We start from the raw sequence: 21110 nt of genomic DNA on the forward strand, positions 1-21110 counted from the left end.
TTTTAGTGTATTCTTATAAGTTGCCTACAGTTGGCTGATCCAATAGGTTTGCATCTAATACATTACTTGCACTGAGCCCGTTGTTTGTCATTATAAATCCACCAGTGTTCAAAGTTCCAGAGCCAGTAGTGGATTTAGAGTTACTTTTTGGTGATATATAAAGTGAATCGCCGAATTGAACAATACCACCTGAAACATTGATTATCTGGACAGGGCCGATAATTGCCGGCATAATAAACACCCTTTATTCTTCGTTTTTCACAAATTGTCTAAAATGTTTCACACGAGATTCCATACTAATATCTTTCGTATTGCCAATATGAAGGACTGAGCTTGATGAAACGCCTAAAATATCTATATTCTTAACTTTAATAATGGGTTTATGTTGAATATAGTGAGTTTGGATATTTTCAGTTATTTTCGGAATAATTAATTCTTCTCTATAGAGGTCATAAGCGTTGTAATTACCTTCTTTACCATAAAAGATTTCAGCGTCTCGCTGCAGTGCCAATGCCCTGGAATAACCTTGGATATAAGAAGTATCACCGATTTCGAAAATGGAGGAGAAGCCAAATGTGTCCACCTTAATCTGGTCTACAACTGATGTTCTTTTAAACATGTAATTACTCCGGTGTTAGTGGTACAAAGGGACCGATAATTAGTGATTCAGGTGGTGTATCAAAGGTAGAGGCAAGCTGTATCGTTTCCGCATCACCGACAAGAAATATGGATGAACTTGACACACCAATTATCCGCACATCTCCCACACATAACTCGCGGTTATATACTTGGAAATTCATTCTTTTTTCATCTCCTTCATATTCTCCGGTAAATGACTAAGGAAGGCATAGACACCATTTCGTATTTCCGTTTTTAATGTTTCAATCACTTTTGTTTTCTCTTCCTGGCTGTCTAGATTACGATTAGACTGCTGTTTCAAATAGTAGTCTACACGACTAGAAAGCTGCTTTTTAATATCCTCTTTAATAAATTCTACATAGGAGCTATCCTTTGGCATTTTTAAGTTTGCTTCTGCTTCTTCAACAATTTGTGGGAGCTCCCCTTCTATAAAAGTTAATAATGCCGTTTCTATTTCCATATTTCTTTTAAACAAATTTTTGGGAGAATAAGGTGTTTGTAATTCTTTTTGATCGACAGAGAAATCATCAATATCTTGCAAATCTGATGGATTTAAGCCAATGTTTAATGTCCCTTCCAATGTCTCTACTTTTAACTGGTCAAATTTATATTCGATCCGGTCGATATGAATAGGCTGACGATCATTTTGTGCCATTTCTTCCTTCATTTTTTTCATTGAAGATTCAAGCTTTTGAATTCGCTGTTCTTGCATTTGTACATAAGCTTGTAATTGTTGAAAATACGTGTAAAGATCTTGACTCATCCTAAAATCGCCGCCTTTCCAATCTTATTATGGTTTCGATGGAGCAGTTAAGGGAACGAGTGGTGTCCCTACTGTTGTTCCTGGGGCAATTGGCGTTTCTTCATATTCTGGTGCAGGTTCGGTAAACCCTCCCGTATTATACAAGTGGGAGGATGGTTTAATAATACCTGCACTGCCAATTTGAAATACGGAAGAGTTTGAGACCCCGCCGATTTTAATTAGCTGAATAGAAATAGATTGTTGAATATAATAATTATTCATCGCTCATCACCTTAAAGTTATGCATTAAAGTAGTTACCTTGGTCAACGCTATCGTTATCATATGTGTTGGTTGTGCTATTGTAGTTAACAACATCTAATCCATCCCCTGTATTAAAAGAACCGGCTCCAGAAAACGTTTTGGCATTAGAGAGGGGCATTACCTTATAAATATCACCAATGTTAAAGACGGAACTACTTCCTATAGAAATTACTTGAACAGCTCCAACAATTGCTGGCATATAAACACCCTTTGCATACACAGAAGTTTTGAAAACGGGCGAATGCCCTAATTATCTATTTATCATTATCCTATGTGCCTAGTGTAATAGTGTGAAGAAACTTTATGATTAAGGGTGAAAAATATAGATGTCAGACTGTTGAAATGCTAAAATAATTATAATCAGAAAATTTTAATTATTTTAGCGAGGAGTGATTTACCGTGAAGGTACCATTAATATTAACTGAATTTCTAGATCGTGCGGTAAGATTATATGGAGATAAAGAAGCAATATATGGTGATACGCTCACACTTACATATAATCAATTGAATAAAAGGGTGAATCAATTATCACATGGGCTAGAAAGCATTGGTGTACAAAAGGGAGACCGTGTCGCTTATTTAGCGCCAAATACTGTGGAAATGCTTGAAGGGTTTTATGGTGTATATCAATTAAATGCAATTATGGTTCCACTTAATATCCGCCTGCAGCCAAATGATTACGTTTTCATATTAAATCATAGTGAATCAAAAGTACTTTTCGTTGATCAAGAACTGTATAGATTGATACAACCAATTAAAGATCAGTTAGTAACAGTAGAAACGATTATTGTTCATGATATGGATGGTGATACAACTGAAATTGGTTATGACAATTGGTTAGCATCTTTTCCTGAAGAAAGTTTTTGTAGAGAAGAAATAGACGAAGAGGATGTATGTTCTTTGTTATATACGAGTGGAACAACAGGAGACCCAAAAGGTGTGATGCTTACTCATCGTAACAACTACTTACATGCATTAAGTACGATGCATCATTTGCGGGTGAGTGATCAAGATACACTTATTCATGTACTGCCGATGTTTCATGTTAACGGCTGGGGTTCGCCATTTTATTATACAGCGAATGGGGCAAAACAACTTTGTCTGCGTAAAACGACACCAGAAGTCATCTTTCAAGCAATGGAGAAATATAAAGTGTCTATCGTTCATATGGCACCGACTGTATTGAATAGCTTAATGCAATACTATGATCAGTATCAAACGAAGTTCTCACATCCTATTCGCGTAGTGATTGCAGGTTCTGCCCCGCCACCTGCTTTTGTTTCTAAAGTGGAAGCTGAGATGGGCTGGGACTTTATCCAGGTATATGGGATGACCGAATCTTCACCACTAAGCACGATATCACAAATCAGATCTCATATCCAAATAAATGAAAAAGAAACATATAGAATGAAGGCAAAAGCCGGTTATCAAATGATTGGTTCTCAAGTGAAAGTTGTGGATGAATATGGTGCAGAAGTTGCAAGTAATAGCAAAGATATTGGCGAAGTGGTTGTGCGTAGTCACGGGGTAATGAAAGGTTACTGGAAAAATGAAAAAGCAACGGCAGAAACGATTCGTGATGGCTGGCTACATACTGGTGATATGGGGACAGTTGATCAATATGGCAACATAGACATTGTGGATCGTAAGAAAGATATTATTATTTCCGGTGGTGAAAATATTTCTTCAATAGAAATTGAAGGTGTATTATACGAACATCCTGCCATTTTGGAAGCAGCTGTTATTGCCGTACCACATGAGAAATGGGGAGAAACCCCACATGCCTTTATTGTTTTAAAGGAAGGGATGGACGGGGTGAACGAAAAAGATATTATTGCTTTTACTCGTGAAAATATGGCTCATTTTAAAGCGATAACTAGCATAACATTTACAAACGAACTACCAAAAACAGCTTCAGGAAAAATCCAAAAAATTCATTTACGTAACGATTATTGGGCTACAAGTGGGAAAGACGGTAGATATGTTAATTGAAAAATTTGTTTGAAGCGAGAGCGCATGTTTTTTGGATTTATTTAATAATGAGAAGTATGGGCATATCTTTTAAGGTAAAGATATGCTTTTTTTCATGTTCGGTAATGTACGTTAAGAAACTGCAAAAAAAAAGTAAGAGAAAATGATTAAATTGATAGTAGAAAATATGCTATATTAAGGTAGTGTGTTGATGAATATTGGAATTAAAGGAAGAAATAGGTTAACTGTTTTCAGGTGGCTCTACTTTTATTCTCTCATCAGATTCTAATAGAAATAAGTGACCAGTTAACAAATTAAAGACCGGCAGTCGGGATAGACTGGGAAAAAGAGAAGGAGGTAAAAGGAACGACTTAGTTCAATTGTAAAAACAATTTCTTAGGAGGAAGTTATGCAATCGCTTAACGAAAACAGAAGAATTCATTCCATCGATGCAATGAGGGGATTCGCTTTATTTGGTATTTTAATAGTCAATTTTTTATCTTTCCATTCACCATATACGCATATAGATCCGTTTAGTTATTGGGATAAAGCAGGAGATAGTACGGTTTTTCCTATTATTGATGTATTTTTTCAAGCGAGTTTTTATCCGTTATTTTCTTTATTATTTGGCTATGGTGTCATGATCCTAAAAGAAAGGGCAGAGTTAAAAGGCGTTCATAGTCCATTATTACTTGCAAGAAGATTTCAATTTTTATTAATCATCGGTTTATGTCACGCATTATTCATTTGGCATGGAGATATTTTAGTTACTTATGCTATCGCAGGATTTGCTCTTATTTTATTCATAGAACTGTCAGGGAAACTGTTAATCTTACTTGGTCTACTCATTTATATCATTCCAAATCTACTCTTAGTTGGGATATTACTTCTTACGTTATTCATAGAACCAGATCTTTCGGCGATGATGACGACATCTGTTGCTGACATTGTTCAGGTGTATCAATCAGGCACATGGCTAGAAATCGTACGTCAGAATATAGATGACTGGTTAATGAATAATAATTTGGCCACAATGCCCATTTTAATGATTAGTATTTTACCATTGTTTTTAATTGGAGCAGGGCTACGAAAGCTTCAAGTGGTTGAAAAACTTGAACAAAGACGGATGACAGCGATTGTTCTCATGATTGTATTTCTTACTACTGGATACCTTATTAAACTATTACCATATTTCATTAGTACTAATTTAGCAATGCAATATATACAAGATATCTTTGGGGGCCCATTGGTAGCGGTTGGGTATAGCCTGCTCATCCTTGTGCTCGTTAATAGCAAGATAGGGATAATCACAAAACCTTTACAAACAATCGGGCGCTTGTCTATGACGAATTATTTAATGCAATCCATTGTGGCTACATGTTTATTTTATAGTTATGGGTTTGGATTGTATGGCAATGTATCATTGCTGACAGGAACAATGATTGCCATTATATTATACGTATGTCAAATTCTATTCAGCATAATATGGATGAAATATTTTGTATATGGCCCATTTGAATGGTGCTGGAGATGGTTCACTTATTGGCAAAAGCCGTCTACATTTAAAAGAATTCAAAAGTAAGAGTCATCTATTATTCACAATCATTTGCTAACATTTCAGTTAATTTACGCTATACTTATTTAAAAAGGGGTGTAGAGTGTGAAGTACATAACATATGAATACAATAATAAACAAGCTTACGGCGTACTTGTGAAAGAAGAAAAAATGGTCTTACCTTTGCAGGAGGCTGCACAAAACAAAGGGGTACCTTTGCCAGAAGATTTAGTGGATGCCATCGGACATGAAAAATGGAGCGACACATTCATACAGGAATTAATAAGCGATGAAAGTGAATCTACCCTGTTGATAGCCTTAGAAGACATTCAATTAAAAGCACCAATTCCAAGGCCGAAAAAGAATGTTTTCTGTGTAGGGAAAAACTATGCAGAACATGCAATTGAAATGGGAAGTTCAGCAGATATTCCTAAAGAAATGATTGTCTTTACGAAGTCACCTACAACAGTAGCTGCTCCAGACGAAGAAATCCCTCATTATCAACAACTAACAGAAATGTTAGATTATGAAGGAGAAGTAGGAGTAATTATCGGTAAAAAAGGCAAAGAGATAGAAGAAGCGGAAGCGTTAGATTATGTGTTTGGATATACGATTATTAATGATATAACAGCAAGAGATATACAATCTAAACATAAGCAATACTTTTTAGGGAAAAGCTTGGATCAATCATGTCCGATAGGTCCGTGGATTGTAGGGAAAGAAGAGTTAACAAACCCTAATGATTTGCGTATTACGACTAAGGTCAATGGAGAAGTAAGACAAGATTCTCATACTTCAAAATTTATCTTTCCTATCGAGAAGATTATTCACATCCTTTCAAAAGGGATGACGCTAGAACCAGGAGATATTATTGCCACAGGTACACCTGCTGGCGTTGGTAATGGCTTTAAACCACCACGTTTTCTAAAGCCAGGTGATCATATTGAAATCACAGTTGAAGGTGTAGGGCAGTTATCTAATACAATAATGACTATTAATTAATCATTATTGTAAAGATTGATAGTAATCTTTAGGCTTTATCTATTTGATTATGGTATGATGTAAACGAATTATTCTCTAAGGATAAGAGAATAAGAAATTTAAGGGGGTTCTAATGTGACACATGCACATTTAACAACATGGATCGTTGCCTTTATTCTATTCTTTGTTGCCTTATCATTGCAGAAAAATGGCAAAGATAAAGTGGTACATATGATTCTAAGATTATTTTACTTATTAATCATTGCCACAGGTGTAGGTATGCTTTTCTCAATTAGTAATATTGATATTATGTATGTATTGAAAGCGCTTGTTGGCCTATGGATTATCTCTATGTGGGAAATGATCTTAATTTGTAATAAAAAGGGCAAAAAGTCAACCATTTTATGGGTTCAACTAGTTGTCGCTTTTTTACTTGTCCTTTATTTAGGCTTAAGTTTGCCATTAGGATTCAAACCATTTATGTAGGTGTAAAGACTCTATTGAAAGCTGCTAAAATTAGCAGCTTTTTTCTTTTTTTCGTGTCATTATATCGCCTTTTATGGTATTTTTAATCTGATAGTACTATATTAACTTTCTTGTTTTAGGCATTTAATACTACATGAAACGAAGTTGTGCTACCTGACACAGTCCCTATTATTAGAGGGTATGGTCAACATTGTACGGATGAGAACCTCCATGATTGATCATGAAGTAAAAGATGAGGGCGGTTATTCAATTAAATGAGAATAAACCGATAAAAGAATTGTGAGTGTTAGAGGAAAGACCTTTTTATTATCGTCAAAGATAAAGTCCTTATAATTTAAATCGAGGTTGGATTATAAAGTATCAAACGTTGACGAATGAAAGGTGGACATACACTCGCAGGAGGATACGAAATGGCAGCTATACTATCAGGAATTGACAAAATGGACAAATGCAGCTTGAAAATCAGGTGCCATCGTTTATTTCAGTAACAAAGGAGGAGCCGATGATGGTCGATTCGTTTATTCAATTACCTGTCAATGATCGTAAACGAACAAAACAATTAATGATAGAGTGCCAAAATTTAAAGCAGTGCTATCATGTTTTGTTCCAAAATAACACAGAATCTATCTTTACTATTGATGCTGAGGATCGTTTTACAAGTGTCAATTCAGCTTTAGAGGAAAATTCGGGCTATACAGCAAAGGAACTAATTGGTCTGCCATTTACTCGTTTATTTGATCATTGCCAACTTCCGATTATCAAAGCTTTTTTTGACCGTGCAAGAATGGGGGAAACACAGCAGTTCCAAACAGATATCATTGGGAAACTTGGTAAGAAAGACTTTTATGATATTAAACTCATCCCAGTTATTCGAGATGAAAAGGTAAGTTGTATATATGGAATTGCTAAAAATGTTACAGAACTAAAGAAGATCGAAAATAAATTAACCGAATTATCGTACTATGATCATTTAACTGGACTCCCAAATAAACATAGATTTACTGAACAATTAATCTCGTCAATGAAAAGGGCGAAAAAAAATCAGCAATCTTTTGCTTTACTATCTATTGATATCGATCGTTTTAAAATGATTAACGAAAGTGTTGGATATTTAATAGGCGATCAGATCATTCAGCAACTGGCTTATCGTGTCAATCAGACCTTACCAACCGATAGCTTTTTAGGGAGCTTTGGTGGGGACCGCTTCTTATGCTTATTACCTGAGAATTTACAGACAGAAGAAATAATGAGGCTCACACAGACTTTACTTGAGACCATCGACCGTCCCATTATTATTCAACAGCAAGAGATTCATGTCACAGCAAGTTTCGGCATTAGTTTATATCCAAATGATGGGATAGATTCCGAGCAACTGATGAAAAATGCTGATATCGCGATGCATCTTTCCAAACAGAAAGGTGGTAATCAATTAACCTTTTTTTCTGAAGAAATGAATGAAGAAGTGTTAAAACGATTCGAGATGGAAGGCTATTTAAGAAAAGCATTAAAAAATAAACAGTTCACACTTCATTACCAGCCCCTCGTTTGTTTAGAAAGTGGAGAGCTCTTTGGTAGTGAAGCTTTGATTAGATGGTACCATCCGAAAATTGGAAATATCTCTCCGGCACAATTTATACCTTTAGCAGAGGAAACAGGACTCATTAACGATATTGGTCGATGGGTATTAAATGAGGCATGTAAGCAGAATAAATTATGGCATGATCAAGGTTTTACACATTTACAAATATCGGTTAATGTAGCTGCACGTCAATTTCAACAAAAGCATTTTTTAAAGGTTGTTAAAGATGCCCTGCAACAATCGGGCCTTCCACCAAAGTATTTAATTTTAGAATTAACAGAAAGTACGATGCTGAAAAATAAAAAACATAGTATTGCAGTTATGAAAGAGTTGCAAAGAATGGGCATTCAAGTATCGATTGATGATTTTGGTACAGGATATTCCTCATTAAGTTATTTGAAGGATTTGCCAATTGATACATTGAAGATTGATCGTTCTTTTATACATAATTTACGTATGAATACATCTGATGCTGCGATTGTGAAAGCAATCATTACGATGGGGAAAGGGTTGCAGTTAAAAGTGTTAGCAGAGGGTGTAGAAACAGAAGAGCAAATGAAAGTGCTGAAGAAACTGGATTGCCACTTTGCTCAAGGGTATTTTTTTCAAAAGCCATTAGTAAACCAAGAATTTGAAAAAGGGTTGCAGCAGCAATGATCATAACATTGGAAATGAGACTGTAGACGAGCTTGTAGTGAGTGTCTACAGTCTTTTTTTCTTTTTTTTGTATGCTCATTTTATCCGGAAGAAGAGATTTTTTCAATGACCATTCTTTTTCCACTATTTAAAGTAAATTCGAAACGGTCTGTCTCTTTTTCATAATAAAAGAAATGATGCTGTACGCTACAAATATGCTCTTGATTATCAAAAATCATAAAATTAACACCGCTTTTTCTTGTTTCATCACCGAAAAATGTCAACTGATTATAGCAGTAAATACAATCAAAAATGGAGAAATCAATGCTGTTTAAACTAGTGATGAATTGTACAAAGGCATCGTCATTTACTTCTTCTAATAATGATTCTAATGAGAAAACGAGATGCTTTTTAATTCTTATCTGATCTTGATCTTTTAAATGGAGCAGATCACTGCCGCAATGGATTTGGCCATTGAGTGATAATACACCTTTTCGCCACCGTTTCAGTCTAAATACCTCAATTTCTTGTTGGCGATACTCTTCTAATGAAGATGCTTCATCCGTTTCCTGGTCAAAAAATACCCACTGATTATTAATAAATTCAACATTCCCCTCCATATAGGCTCTTGATTGTTGTTCTATTAAATTGAGTCGTTGTTGTCTGTTCATCATAAACCTCCAGGTAAAAGTCTTTCACTCTATTTTTTGGCAATTTCCTAATGTTTTATAACCTTTATCTAGGACAATTAACCATTTATTTTAGCTCGCATAGAATAAATCCATGCATGATGTTCCGGGCAATTCCACTCGTTTGACATCATTAATTATCCGCTTAAATATTTGCTGCATCTATGATGCTCGTAGAAAGGGTGAAGAAGCCATGTGTGGAATCACGGGCTGGGTTGACTTCAATACAAATATGCAAAATGAACGTCCGACACTAGAAAAAATGACGAATACTTTATCTAAAAGGGGTCCTGATGATACGAATATTTTTGCTTCTGGGCCAGCCGGGTTTGGTCATAAGCGATTAGTCGTTGTTGATCCAGTTGGCGGAAAGCAACCAATGACTATTGATAAGAATCAAAATCGCTATACAATTTGTTACAATGGCGAACTTTATAATACAGAAGATTTAAGAAAAGATCTCCTTATAAAAGGATATTCGTTTAAGGGTCATTCTGATACAGAGGTGCTACTAACTTCTTACATTGAATGGGGAAAAAATTGCCTTCAATATTTAAATGGGATATTCGCCTTTGCGATTTGGGATGAAAACGGTCAAGAACTTTTTATTGGTAGAGATCGATTAGGGGTTAAGCCGCTTTTTTATAGAGAGACAGTAAAGGGGTTACTGTTCGGTTCAGAAATAAAGGCGATTTTAGCACATCCAGAAGTAAAAACAGAAGTAGATAGAGAGGGATTAGCAGAAGTATTCGGTCTTGGACCTTCAAGATCCCCAGGATCAGGTGTTTTTCGCGGGGTGAAAGAGCTACGACCAGCTCATGCATTAACACTATCACAACAAGGGTTAAAGATTTGGCGATATTGGAATGTGGAAAGCAAAAAACATGAAGACTCTTTAGATGAGACAGCTGAAAAAGTACGTAATCTTGTTACAGATGCAGTAACAAGACAACTCGTATCGGATGTTCCTTTATGTACGCTCTTATCTGGTGGATTGGATTCAAGTGCGATCACAGCCATTGCAGCCACAGCATATCAAAAAGAGGGAAAACCACCATTAAAAACCTATAGTATTGATTACGAAGGCAATGATCAATTCTTTAAGGCAAACGATTTTCAACCAAATGCGGATGGTTTTTATATTAAGAAAATGTCAGACACTTTCCATACCATTCACCAGAATTGCATTATTTCACAGGAGGAGCTTGCCGCTCATTTAGTTGAAGCAGTTCATGTAAGAGATTTACCAGGTATGGCAGATATCGATTCTTCTCTACTTTGGTTCTGTCGTGAAATTAAAAAAGAGCATGTGGTTAGTTTGTCGGGAGAATGTGCGGATGAGATTTTTGGAGGCTATCCATGGTTTCATCGTTCGGATGATCTCAGTCGAACTGGATACCCTTGGATGCGATCAATCGATGAAAGACAGCGCCTCCTGAAAGAAGATTGGAGAAAGAAATTAAACTTAAAAGATTACAGTATGGATAAATTTAATCAAGCGATTGCTGAAACCCCACTTTTAGAAGGAGAAACACCGGAAGAAGCAAGAAGACGGCAATTATTCTATATAAACATGCTTAGCTTTATGACAACGTTATTAGATCGTAAAGATAGAATGAGTATGGGAGCTAGTTTAGAAGTTCGTGTTCCTTTCGCGGATCATCGCCTAGTAGAATATGTATGGAATATTCCATGGGATATGAAAATGCATGGTAATCGAGAAAAAGGAATACTAAGGAAGGCGTTGGAAGGGGTATTACCAAACGAGGTATTATATCGTAAAAAAAGTCCTTATCCGAAAACACATAACCCTGCTTATATTAGCATTGTGACAAAAATGTTGAACGACGTATTAGAAGAATCATCCTCCGTTCTTTTTGAATTATTCGATGAAAAGAATTTACGAGAAATCGTAGCAACTGAAGGCTCTGCTTTTCAAGTTCCATGGTTTGGACAATTAATGACTGGACCGCAGCTTCTCGCTCACTTAGCACAAATCCATTATTGGTTTAAAGATTATAATATTAATATTGTTGATTAAAAAAAGAGGTGTTCCCTTTTTAATTATTATGGGAGCACCTCTTTTTTTCTACGATAAAAATAGAAATCTCACTCCAATTAATTAGTACGATATAAAAGAAATGTTACGATTTTAAATATTTTGTTCACTTCTGTTTGACGAAGTAACAACAAACCGCTAATCTATAATGGTTAACGTTTTTGTAAAATAGAGACAAACTATCATTAAGGAGGAGAAAGATGAAAAAGGTCATCACCCTCATCTTAATTCCGCTATTACTAGTGTCATTAGTGCCAAGTGTATTAGCAGAAGAAAAACGAAGCTTACAGGATGAACTTATTTATTATGTTATGATTGATCGTTTTAGCAATGTAGATAGTAAGAATGATTACCATGTGGATGTGAAGGACCTTGAAGCGTTCCATGGTGGTGATTTTGTTGGTATTATTGAAAGACTTGATCATATTGAAGATTTAGGTATGACGACGATTACCTTGAACCCGATATTTGCAAACGCCGATAAAGGTTATCATGGATATTGGGTGGAAGACTTCTATGAAACAGAAGAACATTTCGGAACGTTGGAAGAATTTAAACGACTAGTGGAAGAAGCACACAAAAGAGATATCAATGTCATGATTGATTTCCCACTAAATTATGTTGCAGCTACACACCCATGGGTAAACGACCCTACTAAATCAGATTGGTTGAAGGAATCTGAGGAGATCTCAACACCAGATATGTTCACTAAAGATTGGTTAGCTGGGTTGCCCCAAATCAATTATGAGAATGAAGAAGCAGCACAATATATCATCGAAGCGGCTAAATGGTGGATAACAGAAACAGGTGTAGATGGTTATCGTTTAGAAGGCATCCAGTTAACAGATAAAGATTTTCTTCAAAGCTTTGTAGACAGTGTAAAAGAAACCGATAATGAGTTTTTTGTTTTAGGTGAAGTATGGTCCACAGACCCACAAGAAATTGCTAAATATGAAATGACCGGTATAGATAGCTTAACAGACTATGCTTCAACATCTAATATAAGGGAAGCATTTGTAAAACCGGATGTGTCAATGACTGATACTATTGGTGACATCGAAAATAACATTGATACATATGAAGAACCAAATATGGTTACAAGACTAATTGATAGTAAAGATATGATTCGTTTTACAAATCAGCCAGTCGCATTAAATGAACATCCAGGACCAAGGTGGAGAACAGCGTTAACGTATTTGTTTACAACCCCTGGGATTCCAATGTTATATTATGGTAGTGAAATTGCGTTAATTGGGAATGAAACCCCCGATAACCGCAGACAAATGGATTTTCGTACGGATCCTGAATTAATTGAGTACATCGGACAGCTAACAAAAGCAAGAGAAAAATTACCTTCTATTGCAAAAGGAGATTTTACTCTTTTACATGAAAGTGAAGGTTTTACGGTTTTTAAGAGACAATTTAAAGAAGAAACATCAATAGTAGCCATCAATAATACAAGTGGTACGAAAGATTTAGTATTAACAGGAGAAGAGATAGAGAATGATAAAGAGTTGCGAGGATTATTAGCTGGTGGGTTAGTAAGAAGCAATGATCAAAATGAATATCATCTCGTACTAGACCGAGAAGAAGCTGAAATTTATGTTCTTACCGAAAAGCAAGGGTTTAACTTTGTTTATGGAGCAACATTGTTATCAGTGTTACTTGCCTTCTTTGCCTTTTTATTCTTGGCTAGAAGAAGAGGTAGAAATCGGACAGGAGAATAGAGAACAAAAGATGCCGAAACAGTCTCGGCATCTTTTTTTGATAGTAAATGTAATTTGATTGGTTAGGTGCATTTCAAGGTTATATTACACTACATAATAGTGGGGCAGAGAGAAAAAGATATGTAGCATTCTTTTTTAGTCTTGTCCCCCTCTTACTTTCCCTATCCATTAACAATTTTCCCGCCGTTAATATGCAACATTTGTCCACTCATATAACTAGAATCGTCGCTTGCTAAGAAGACATAAGCCGGAGCGAGTTCAAAGGGCTGTCCCGCTCTTTTCATTGGAACATTTTTTCCAAATGATGCAACTTCTTCAGCAGAGAAAGTGGACGGAATCAATGGTGTCCATATAGGACCAGGGGCAACACCATTCACTCTAATCTCTTTGGACGCTAACTGCAAGGAAAGTGACCTAGTAAAAGAGACAATGGCCCCTTTAGTTGAGGAATAGTCAACTAATAGTTCATTACCTGCATAAGCGGTGACCGAAGCGGTATTAATGATCGAGCTGCCAGCTCCTAGATGTGGTAGTGTGGCTTTTGTTAAATAAAACATAGCATAAATATTTGTTTGGAAAGTTTTTTCAAGTTGTTGACCACTAATGTCCTCGATATTTTTTTGTGGATGCTGTTCACCAGCGTTATTAACAAGAATATCTATTTTCCCAAATTTATTTAACGCTTGCTTTACGACTTCCTGACAAAAAGGTTCTGATGAAAGGTCTCCGCTAATTAAAAGGCATGTCTTCCCAGCTTGTTCGACTAATGTTTTGGTTTCTTTTGCATCTTCATGCTCATTTAAATAAGGAACAATAACGTCTGCACCTTCCTTAGCGAAGTAAATAGCTGTAGATTTACCTATACCGCTATCTCCGCCAGTAATAATAGCTACTTTACCTTCTAGTTTTCCAGCAGGTTTATAATCTTCATTCACATAGATCGGCTTAGGAATCATTTCCTCTTCCGTTCCTGGTTGATGATTTTGATGTTGTGCCATAAAGCTTTTTGGCAATTGTTTATTATCCATCCTAATCCCTCCTTGCTGTTGTTTTCCCTTTTTATTATGTTGAAAACCTTACATTGTTATGAGGACAAACTTAAGTACAAAAAAGAGGCAGTGGAATCACTGCCTCTGTGCTGGTATGTAATTATCGATAATTAGAAAATTGAACATCGATTGTTAAATCAGCTTCTCTTACTAGTGAGATGATTTGTTGAAGATCATCTCTATTTTTCCCTGTGACGCGGATTTGATCATCTTGCATTTGACTCTTAACTTTAACACCACTATTTTTAATTAATGTATTGATTTTCTTCGCGTTATCTTTGTCAATCCCTTGAACTAAGCTTGCTCTTTGTCTAACTGTGCCACTTGAAGCAGGCTCAATTTTGCCATAATCTAAATTCTTAATCGGGATCCCTCGTTTAATCATCTTACTAATTAGCACATCTTTCAGTTGCTCTAGTTTGTATTCGTCATCAGAAATAAGGACGAGCTCTTCTTTTTCTAAAGTAACCTTACTTTTACTTCCTTTAAAATCATAGCGTGTCTGTATTTCTTTCATTGCAATTTGAATTGCGTTAGTGACTTCAGCAAAATCTACTTTTGATACGATATCAAATGAACTTTCTTTAGCCATTAAATAATTGTCCTCCTCATGAAAAGAGTTTCACTTTATGTTCTTATTATAGTAGAATATAGCAATGCGAACAACTTTAGGAGGATTTAAATGGCTTTAATAGATGAGATCGGCAAAATTACAGAGTTATTAGTTTCCAGAGAAGCGGCTTTTGGTTATTTCTTAACAGATGGAGAAGAGGACGTTCTGCTTCATAAGAATGAGGTCAAAGAAGAAATTACAGAAGGACAAAAAATTTCTGTCTTTATTTATGTAGATTCTGAAGGTAGAAAAACAGCAACAATGACATTACCTGAGATTACCGTTGGAGTATATGGCTGGGCGAAAGTAGTAGATGTTAATCCTGAGCTCGGGGTATTTATTGATATTGGTATTAGTAAAGATATGTTACTGGGAAAAGAGGATTTACCTGTACACGAACGAGTATGGCCGACTGTTGATGATACGGTATATGTTACATTAAGGGTTAATCGAAACGGTAGAATATATGTGAAGCTTGCGACAGATCAAGTGATAGCTAGTATTTCACATAAGGCTGGAAGGGAAGAACTTAATAAAGATATCCACGGATTTATTTATCGTACAGCCAAAGTTGGAAGCTGGATTTACACAGCAGATGGCCTAAAAGGCTTCATCCATGAAACGGAAAGACGTCAAGAGCCAAGACTTGGGGAAAAAGTGAACGGTAGAATCATTGATGTCAAACAAGATGGTTCGATTAATGTCTCCCTCAATCCAAGAAAACAAGAAGCGTTACTTGATGATAGTGAAATCATTCTTAATTACTTGCAATCACGTAATGGAGCTATGCCATACAGTGACAAAAGCGCACCAGAGGATATAAAGGATAGATTTCAACTAAGCAAAGCTTCTTTTAAACGTGCACTTGGTCGATTGATGAAGGATGGTAAGGTGTATCAAAAAGAAGGTTGGACTTATATAAAAGAGAATGAGTCAAAATAAATGAAAGCGGGAAGGTGTGAGAGCCATCCCGCTTTTTTTGTATGATTTCATAATAATCTTATGAAATCGGGCAAAGACTGAAGTTGTATTAGTTGATAGTAAAGGTAGAACTAAGATTTGGTCTTGGTAGAAGTCGTTGCTAAAAAAGAGCGAGAAGGAAATATATGCGATGTAAAAGAGAGAAACAAAGAAATGAGTAAATAGAAAAATCGAGAACTAATAGTTTGAGGGGAGAAAGAATGAGTAGGGCAAATGAAGAAATCGCGACTAAAAGTTGAAGGAAGAAAGAAATAAGTAGGGGAAATAGAGAAATCGCGACTAAAAGTTGAAGGAAGAAAGAGATGAGTCGGGCAAATGGAGAAATCGCGACTAAAAGTTGAAGGAAGAAAGAGATGAGTAGGGGAAATAGAGAAATCACGACTAAAGGTTGAAGGAAGAAAGAAATAAGTCGGGCAAATAGAGAAAATGCGACTAATAGTTGAGGGGAGAAAGAAATGAGTCGGGCAAATGGAGAAATCGCGACTAATAGTTGAGGGGAGAAAGAAATGAGTCGGGCAAATGAAGAAATCGCGACTAATAGTTCAAGGAAGAAAGAAATAAGTAGGGCAAAAAGAGAAATCGCGACTAATAGTTCAAGGAAGAAAGAAATAAGTAGGGCAAAAAGAGAAATCGCGACTAAAAGTTGAAGGTAGAAAGAAATGAGTCGGGCAAATGAAGAAATCGCGACTAAAAGTTGAAGGAAGAAAAAAATGAGTCGGGCAAATGAAGAAATCGCGACTAATAGTTCAAGGAAGAAAGAAATGAGTAGGGCAAAAAGAGAAATCGCGACTATAAGTTGAAGGAAGAAAAAAAATGAGTAGGGCAACGTGAGAAATCGCGACTAATAGTTGAAGAAACAAAGAAATGAGTAGCGTAAATAGGAAAAACGCGATTAAAAAGACGCCCACCGCTATACCCACGAAAATAGTATATCCTAACAACATGGTTAAGGATATGCACAAAAAATAATCTTTGAAAAATATCCATTGAGCCCAATCTCAAGAGAAAGTTTTGTAAACTGTATAAGTCCTAAAATACTTGAGGTATCTTAGGACTTCACTTTTATCATTTGAAAACTTTTGTTCAATCAAAGATGGTCTGTTTTCTTTGAAAAGCTTTTTCGACCTTCTTGCTTATTTTTTGTTTCTTCCATGTTTTTTTCATGGTTGAATGCGTTGTTATCTTTTGCTTTTTTGTCATTATCAGTTGTATGAGACATAAAATAAACTCCCTTCCATTCTTCATCTGTACACATTTAGTGTTTGAAAGAATGGAAAGAAGTATGTATAAGTGCGTTAACCTTTAAGTTTATTTAAAAAGAAAATTGCAATTGTGCCGGCACCAGCATGGGATCCGACTGCTGAACCAATTGGAGAAATATAAAAGTGTTCAACACCAAATTCTTTTTGAATCATCTCTTTCACTTCTAGGGCAGTGGCTTCATCATCACCATGACTAATAGCCACCATTTGTCTATCCAAGGCAACGCCTCTTTCCCTCATGATATCAATGATCCGTTTAAAGAGCTTTTTACGACCGCGATGTTTTTCAATTGGTACAAGTTTTCCATCTTCAACATTCAATAGTGGTTTAATATTGAGTAGCCCACCTAAAAAGGCAGATGCTTTAGAAACTCTACCGCCCTTTGCTAAATACTCTAAGTCATTAACCGTAAATAAATGTTCCATATGTTCGCAATTGAATGTTGCATTGCTAACAATTTCATCTTTGGTAAGTTGCTCTTTTGCATCTTTTGCAGCATTCAGTACAACTAATCCATAACCTAAGGAAGCACATTTACTATCTATGATGGTTAAGTTAAAGTCTGGGTAGGTTTCTTTTACTTGATCTAACACCATAACTGCAGTGGAATATGTTCCAGAAAGTGCGGAAGAAAAGGCTATATAGATACCATCTTCCTTGTTTTTCGCCATATTCGTAAAGATCTCTTCAAATAAAAGGGGAGAAGCTTGGGAGGTCTTAGGTACCTTACCTTCTCTTATGGCTTCATAAATATTCTTGGAATCGATCGTCAACAGGTCATCGTATTCCTTTCCATTTAAATGAACCTTCAATGGAATAAGTGTGACATCGTTTTCTTCAAAAAAACTTAACGGTAAGTCACATGCGCTGTCAGCGAGAATTTTAACTGACATTATTTCACCTGCTTTCAACTTATAGATGATACTAGTTTATAGAAACTTAGGAAAAAAAACAATGGAATGCATTGAAAAACCTAAACTTGGGTAAAGAAAAGATAGAGAGATGATTAAGGAGGTCAATATGAATTGGATTGAAACAAGAAAAATCATCATTATTGTTGTGGGGGCTATATTAAATGCGATAGCGATGAACTTTTTCCTCATACCCGCAAATGTATATGCGAGCGGCTTTACTGGAGTAGCTCAACTTCTTTCGAGTATATTAAATGGTGCAGTTTCTACTGGCATACTTTTATTTATTTTAAATGTACCAATAGCTATCTTTGCATGGAAACGTGTGGGTAAACTTTTTACCTTATATAGCCTTTTAAGTGTTGTGATTACAACTGTTTCTATGGAGATTATCCCTGTCATCAGTGTATCAAAAGATATTTTGTTAAATGCTGTGTTTGGGGGAGTCATTGCAGCCGTCGGTGTCGGTATCACATTGAAATGGGGCGCTTCAACAGGCGGTATGGATATTATAGCTATGTATCTCTCGAAGGCTAAGGATCGACCAGTTGGTACATACTTTTTTTCATTAAATGCTGTTATTATTATTACAGCTGGCTTCCTTTTTGGATGGGAAAAAGCACTTTATACATTAGTGACATTATATGCATCCACACGGGTTATTGATGCAATTCATACAAGACATGAAAAGCTTACAGCGATGATTATTACTAATAAGCAAGATGAAATGAAGAAGGCCATTCATAATAAATTGGTTAGAGGAATTACAATGATTCCTGCAAGAGGAGCATTTTCCAATGAACATCGGGAAATGCTAATGATTGTAGTATCAAGATATGAATTATTTGACTTACAAAGAACCATTCAAGAAGTAGATCCTAACGCATTCACTAATATTGTAAATACTGCCGATGTCTATGGTGTTTTTAGAAGAGATTAATGAAAGGGGGCAGTTATGCTACATTTACTGCTTAGTGCCATACTTGCGACGAATTTTCTTCCACAGCAGTCTGAAATGGAAGCAAACAACCATATGGATATTCAATTTGAAGTTCAAGCGGTTTCGGAAGAAAAATTGGTCCTTACTTTTACTGTTCATAATCAAACAAATGAATTGGTCGAATTGCAATTTAATTCTTCCCAAAAGTATGATTATGAGGTGGTGGATGAACATGGAAAAGTAATATATAGGTATTCGGATGGAAAAGCCTTTTTACAAATGATTCAAACAGAGAACCTTTCTGCGGGAGAAAAAAAGGAATGGAAGTCTACTTGGGATTATCAAACCGCAAATGAAAATACCTTAAACCCAGGCAGTTATAAGGTTGAGGCGAAATTTTTAGGACAGGTAATAAAGCCAGAAGGAATGGAAATAAACCAAACTTCACAAACCACATTTATGTATGGTAAAGATCAACTCTTTAACAATATTACAGTTGAGGGCAAAGATGGTATCTATCATATTAAGGGGCATTATAAGGGGCAGTTGCCGGTTATGTATTCTGTAGAAGATGGCCATTTTTTGCTTATAAAAGAACAGCCTGTTCAAGTGAATAAAGATGGTGATTTTAATATTGCTGTGAAAGTGAAGGAAGAAGATTTACCAAAAAACGGTTCTTTAATCGCTTACCTTTCTGAAAAGGGAAGTAAAGGAACTCCGATTATACTGCAAAGTTTTTAAGATGGAAAAAGAGCTAACTCGAGAAAAGTTAGCTCTTTTTCCTTCGAAATTTTATATTCCACCGAGGGAAGAGTCATTTACATTCTTTAACTTTTCAGCTTCTGCCTCCGAGTATGTTGAATGGTAGGGTATACGTGCATCATGCTGAGTGACACTATCGGCACCTTGCTTAATAAAGCGCTTCGATTTATTACGTTTGCCCATTTATAATCTCCCCTTAATGAAGAATATTGAAGTAGCTAATTGCTACGACATCCTTTATTTTGTACCATTTTTACTTTTTTTAAAAAGGGTAGATTTTGGTTAGTGTGTTTTTAAATTCAAATAATCATTTAAGAAGATACCAATCCCATCTTCTTCATTTGTTAAGGTCACTTCATTAGCCGCTGTTTTAACAGCGTCAATACCATTACCCATAGCCACACCAATACCAGCAAAATCAAGCATTTCTAAATCATTATCTTCATCACCGAAAGCAATCACTCGCTCTTTAGGAATATTTAAATAATCACAAGCTTGTTGAATGCCAATTGCCTTGTTTAAACCAGCCTTAACGATTTCGATAATATGGAAAGGTTCGCCCCAGCTCCGTTGATGAATAACTTCAGCATGCACATCATTCAAATGGCGCTGAATTTGTGTTATTTGCTCTTGATCTGTATGAATGAGCATACTTGTTGGGGAAGCAGGCAGGAAGTTTCTTAAATCCCCTGTAGTGACTTTAGGGTTACCGAGATTAAACATATTCATCAGTTTTTCATCATGATAATGATAATATACATCATCAAGCACTTCCGCAATAATATTATTGAACTTAAAATCTTGACTAGCATCAATAATGTCTCTTGTCACTTTCATATCAAGAGGCGTATGGCGTATTCCCCATTTTGGATTTGTTGGATGATGAATAAAGGCACCGTTGAAATTAACGATAGGTGTGGTCATTTGCATTTCCTTATAATACATTTCACTTGAACGATAAGGCCTTCCTGTAGCAATCATCACCTCATGTCCGGCTTCACGGGCTTTAAATAGGACTTCTTTTGTTTTTTGTGAGATGGTTTTATTATCTTTTAATAAAGTGCCATCTAAATCAAGAACGATTAAATGTTTTTGTGTCATAATATCTCCTTCAGTTTTTTATAGGAAAAAATCATTCATCTAATAAGCATTAAAGTATGGTAAGGCGCAAATAAATGTTAAACTTGAAAGGCAGTTAATATTTT

Annotated in this window: 24 protein-coding genes; 10 read left to right on the forward strand and 14 right to left on the reverse strand. The window is 35.8% G+C overall.

Features of this window, described 5'->3' with window-relative positions; all coding sequences use genetic code 11:
* Window positions 1–13 precede the first annotated feature (13 nt).
* From MKY26_RS02185 to MKY26_RS02210, 6 genes are read right to left on the reverse strand one after another with little or no spacing between them, the layout of a single operon-like run.
* Window positions 14–232 carry a spore germination protein gene (locus MKY26_RS02185; protein ID WP_095369854.1) on the reverse strand — a complete coding sequence of 73 codons (219 nt, stop codon included), beginning with the start codon at window positions 230–232 and terminating at the stop codon, window positions 14–16.
* A 12-nt stretch (window positions 233–244) separates the two neighbouring features.
* Window positions 245–619, reverse strand: coding sequence for a spore germination protein GerPE (locus MKY26_RS02190; RefSeq protein WP_095369853.1), 375 nt, complete (start codon window positions 617–619; stop codon window positions 245–247).
* A gap of 4 nt (window positions 620–623) precedes the next feature.
* Window positions 624–800 (reverse strand): spore gernimation protein GerPD, encoded by a 177-nt coding sequence (locus MKY26_RS02195; RefSeq protein ID WP_095369852.1) that lies wholly within the window; start codon window positions 798–800, stop codon window positions 624–626.
* Window positions 797–1402 (reverse strand): spore germination protein GerPC, encoded by a 606-nt coding sequence (gerPC, locus tag MKY26_RS02200; protein ID WP_341050430.1) that lies wholly within the window; start codon window positions 1400–1402, stop codon window positions 797–799. The genes MKY26_RS02195 and gerPC overlap by 4 nt, the downstream gene beginning before the upstream one ends.
* Window positions 1403–1429: 27 nt before the next feature.
* Window positions 1430–1663, reverse strand: a complete 234-nt coding sequence (locus tag MKY26_RS02205) for a spore germination protein GerPB (RefSeq protein WP_095369850.1) — start codon at window positions 1661–1663, stop codon at window positions 1430–1432.
* Window positions 1664–1680: 17 nt separating this feature from the next.
* A complete protein-coding gene (locus MKY26_RS02210; protein ID WP_095369849.1) occupies window positions 1681–1902 on the reverse strand; it encodes a spore germination protein in 222 nt (73 codons plus the stop codon).
* Window positions 1903–2102: 200 nt separating this feature from the next.
* Between MKY26_RS02210 and MKY26_RS02215 the strand changes: the two genes are divergently transcribed.
* The 5 genes from MKY26_RS02215 to MKY26_RS02235 all read left to right on the forward strand — a co-directional run bounded on the left by MKY26_RS02215 (window position 2103) and on the right by MKY26_RS02235 (window position 8932).
* Complete coding sequence (locus tag MKY26_RS02215) at window positions 2103–3695, forward strand: long-chain-fatty-acid--CoA ligase (RefSeq protein WP_341091942.1); 1593 nt, start codon at window positions 2103–2105, stop codon at window positions 3693–3695.
* A gap of 388 nt (window positions 3696–4083) precedes the next feature.
* A complete protein-coding gene (locus MKY26_RS02220; RefSeq protein ID WP_341091944.1) occupies window positions 4084–5256 on the forward strand; it encodes a DUF418 domain-containing protein in 1173 nt (390 codons plus the stop codon).
* 78 nt (window positions 5257–5334) lie between these two features.
* Window positions 5335–6231 carry a fumarylacetoacetate hydrolase family protein gene (locus MKY26_RS02225; protein WP_341091945.1) on the forward strand — a complete coding sequence of 299 codons (897 nt, stop codon included), beginning with the start codon at window positions 5335–5337 and terminating at the stop codon, window positions 6229–6231.
* Window positions 6232–6345: 114 nt separating this feature from the next.
* A complete protein-coding gene (locus MKY26_RS02230) occupies window positions 6346–6696 on the forward strand; it encodes a YisL family protein (RefSeq protein ID WP_341091947.1) in 351 nt (116 codons plus the stop codon).
* 502 nt (window positions 6697–7198) lie between these two features.
* A complete protein-coding gene (locus MKY26_RS02235) occupies window positions 7199–8932 on the forward strand; it encodes a putative bifunctional diguanylate cyclase/phosphodiesterase (protein ID WP_341091950.1) in 1734 nt (577 codons plus the stop codon).
* Between the two features lie 80 nt (window positions 8933–9012).
* Here the strand turns inward: MKY26_RS02235 and MKY26_RS02240 are convergent, their stop codons facing one another.
* Window positions 9013–9582: a DUF2777 domain-containing protein gene (locus MKY26_RS02240; protein WP_095369844.1), complete on the reverse strand. Its 570-nt coding sequence runs from the start codon at window positions 9580–9582 to the stop codon at window positions 9013–9015.
* Between the two features lie 211 nt (window positions 9583–9793).
* On the opposite strand from MKY26_RS02240, the gene asnB reads away from it, so the two are divergent.
* Together asnB and MKY26_RS02250 are read left to right on the forward strand one after the other, a co-directional pair.
* Window positions 9794–11641 (forward strand): asparagine synthase (glutamine-hydrolyzing), encoded by a 1848-nt coding sequence (gene asnB / locus MKY26_RS02245; protein WP_340978693.1) that lies wholly within the window; start codon window positions 9794–9796, stop codon window positions 11639–11641.
* 218 nt (window positions 11642–11859) lie between these two features.
* A complete protein-coding gene (locus MKY26_RS02250; protein ID WP_340978427.1) occupies window positions 11860–13386 on the forward strand; it encodes an alpha-amylase family glycosyl hydrolase in 1527 nt (508 codons plus the stop codon).
* Between the two features lie 161 nt (window positions 13387–13547).
* Here the strand turns inward: MKY26_RS02250 and MKY26_RS02255 are convergent, their stop codons facing one another.
* Both MKY26_RS02255 and MKY26_RS02260 read right to left on the reverse strand, forming a co-directional pair.
* Window positions 13548–14414 (reverse strand): SDR family oxidoreductase, encoded by an 867-nt coding sequence (locus tag MKY26_RS02255; protein ID WP_281202608.1) that lies wholly within the window; start codon window positions 14412–14414, stop codon window positions 13548–13550.
* 121 nt (window positions 14415–14535) lie between these two features.
* On the reverse strand, window positions 14536–15027 hold the full coding sequence (locus MKY26_RS02260; protein ID WP_095369840.1) for a YajQ family cyclic di-GMP-binding protein: 492 nt from the start codon (window positions 15025–15027) through the stop codon (window positions 14536–14538).
* A gap of 90 nt (window positions 15028–15117) precedes the next feature.
* On the opposite strand from MKY26_RS02260, the gene MKY26_RS02265 reads away from it, so the two are divergent.
* On the forward strand, window positions 15118–15990 hold the full coding sequence (locus MKY26_RS02265; protein WP_095369839.1) for a CvfB family protein: 873 nt from the start codon (window positions 15118–15120) through the stop codon (window positions 15988–15990).
* A gap of 139 nt (window positions 15991–16129) precedes the next feature.
* Here MKY26_RS02265 and MKY26_RS02270 read toward each other — a convergent pair whose 3' ends face one another.
* From MKY26_RS02270 to MKY26_RS02280, 3 genes are all read right to left on the reverse strand, one after another.
* Window positions 16130–16855, reverse strand: a complete 726-nt coding sequence (locus MKY26_RS02270; RefSeq protein ID WP_341091952.1) for a hypothetical protein — start codon at window positions 16853–16855, stop codon at window positions 16130–16132.
* Between the two features lie 261 nt (window positions 16856–17116).
* Entirely contained in the window at window positions 17117–17248 is a 132-nt protein-coding gene (locus tag MKY26_RS02275; protein ID WP_095369838.1) for a DUF3941 domain-containing protein, read from the reverse strand.
* Window positions 17249–17324: 76 nt separating this feature from the next.
* Window positions 17325–18185, reverse strand: coding sequence for a DegV family protein (locus MKY26_RS02280; protein WP_307317926.1), 861 nt, complete (start codon window positions 18183–18185; stop codon window positions 17325–17327).
* A gap of 127 nt (window positions 18186–18312) precedes the next feature.
* On the opposite strand from MKY26_RS02280, the gene MKY26_RS02285 reads away from it, so the two are divergent.
* Window positions 18313–19143 carry a YitT family protein gene (locus MKY26_RS02285; protein WP_095369836.1) on the forward strand — a complete coding sequence of 277 codons (831 nt, stop codon included), beginning with the start codon at window positions 18313–18315 and terminating at the stop codon, window positions 19141–19143.
* Window positions 19144–19158: 15 nt separating this feature from the next.
* Window positions 19159–19884: a BsuPI-related putative proteinase inhibitor gene (locus MKY26_RS02290; protein ID WP_307317924.1), complete on the forward strand. Its 726-nt coding sequence runs from the start codon at window positions 19159–19161 to the stop codon at window positions 19882–19884.
* A gap of 51 nt (window positions 19885–19935) precedes the next feature.
* Here the strand turns inward: MKY26_RS02290 and MKY26_RS02295 are convergent, their stop codons facing one another.
* Together MKY26_RS02295 and MKY26_RS02300 are read right to left on the reverse strand one after the other, a co-directional pair.
* Window positions 19936–20088, reverse strand: coding sequence for a hypothetical protein (locus tag MKY26_RS02295; protein ID WP_191814850.1), 153 nt, complete (start codon window positions 20086–20088; stop codon window positions 19936–19938).
* Between the two features lie 99 nt (window positions 20089–20187).
* The gene (locus tag MKY26_RS02300; RefSeq protein ID WP_095369834.1) at window positions 20188–21006 is read right to left on the reverse strand and encodes a Cof-type HAD-IIB family hydrolase; all 819 of its coding nucleotides are present in this window, start codon (window positions 21004–21006) and stop codon (window positions 20188–20190) included.
* Window positions 21007–21110: the final 104 nt, after the last annotated feature.

The organism is Cytobacillus sp. FSL R7-0680, from assembly GCF_038009245.1.
Taxonomy (GTDB): domain Bacteria; phylum Bacillota; class Bacilli; order Bacillales; family Cytobacillaceae; genus Cytobacillus; species Cytobacillus kochii.

Excerpts from the sequence above, each read along its gene's own strand:
- MKY26_RS02260 (WP_095369840.1), bottom strand. The coding sequence starts at position 15,027 with ATGGCTAAAGAAAGTTCATTTGATATCGTATCAAAAGTAGATTTTGCT.
- MKY26_RS02275 (WP_095369838.1), bottom strand. The coding sequence starts at position 17,248 with ATGTCTCATACAACTGATAATGACAAAAAAGCAAAAGATAACAACGCA.
- MKY26_RS02255 (WP_281202608.1), bottom strand. The coding sequence starts at position 14,414 with ATGGATAATAAACAATTGCCAAAAAGCTTTATGGCACAACATCAAAAT.
- MKY26_RS02265 (WP_095369839.1), top strand. The coding sequence starts at position 15,118 with ATGGCTTTAATAGATGAGATCGGCAAAATTACAGAGTTATTAGTTTCC.
- MKY26_RS02190 (WP_095369853.1), bottom strand. The coding sequence starts at position 619 with ATGTTTAAAAGAACATCAGTTGTAGACCAGATTAAGGTGGACACATTT.
- MKY26_RS02220 (WP_341091944.1), top strand. The coding sequence starts at position 4,084 with ATGCAATCGCTTAACGAAAACAGAAGAATTCATTCCATCGATGCAATG.
- MKY26_RS02285 (WP_095369836.1), top strand. The coding sequence starts at position 18,313 with ATGAATTGGATTGAAACAAGAAAAATCATCATTATTGTTGTGGGGGCT.
- MKY26_RS02185 (WP_095369854.1), bottom strand. The coding sequence starts at position 232 with ATGCCGGCAATTATCGGCCCTGTCCAGATAATCAATGTTTCAGGTGGT.
- MKY26_RS02240 (WP_095369844.1), bottom strand. The coding sequence starts at position 9,582 with ATGAACAGACAACAACGACTCAATTTAATAGAACAACAATCAAGAGCC.
- asnB (WP_340978693.1), top strand. The coding sequence starts at position 9,794 with ATGTGTGGAATCACGGGCTGGGTTGACTTCAATACAAATATGCAAAAT.
- MKY26_RS02205 (WP_095369850.1), bottom strand. The coding sequence starts at position 1,663 with ATGAATAATTATTATATTCAACAATCTATTTCTATTCAGCTAATTAAA.
- MKY26_RS02210 (WP_095369849.1), bottom strand. The coding sequence starts at position 1,902 with ATGCCAGCAATTGTTGGAGCTGTTCAAGTAATTTCTATAGGAAGTAGT.
- MKY26_RS02290 (WP_307317924.1), top strand. The coding sequence starts at position 19,159 with ATGCTACATTTACTGCTTAGTGCCATACTTGCGACGAATTTTCTTCCA.
- MKY26_RS02250 (WP_340978427.1), top strand. The coding sequence starts at position 11,860 with ATGAAAAAGGTCATCACCCTCATCTTAATTCCGCTATTACTAGTGTCA.
- MKY26_RS02195 (WP_095369852.1), bottom strand. The coding sequence starts at position 800 with ATGAATTTCCAAGTATATAACCGCGAGTTATGTGTGGGAGATGTGCGG.
- MKY26_RS02235 (WP_341091950.1), top strand. The coding sequence starts at position 7,199 with ATGATGGTCGATTCGTTTATTCAATTACCTGTCAATGATCGTAAACGA.
- MKY26_RS02280 (WP_307317926.1), bottom strand. The coding sequence starts at position 18,185 with ATGTCAGTTAAAATTCTCGCTGACAGCGCATGTGACTTACCGTTAAGT.
- MKY26_RS02300 (WP_095369834.1), bottom strand. The coding sequence starts at position 21,006 with ATGACACAAAAACATTTAATCGTTCTTGATTTAGATGGCACTTTATTA.
- MKY26_RS02295 (WP_191814850.1), bottom strand. The coding sequence starts at position 20,088 with ATGGGCAAACGTAATAAATCGAAGCGCTTTATTAAGCAAGGTGCCGAT.
- gerPC (WP_341050430.1), bottom strand. The coding sequence starts at position 1,402 with ATGAGTCAAGATCTTTACACGTATTTTCAACAATTACAAGCTTATGTA.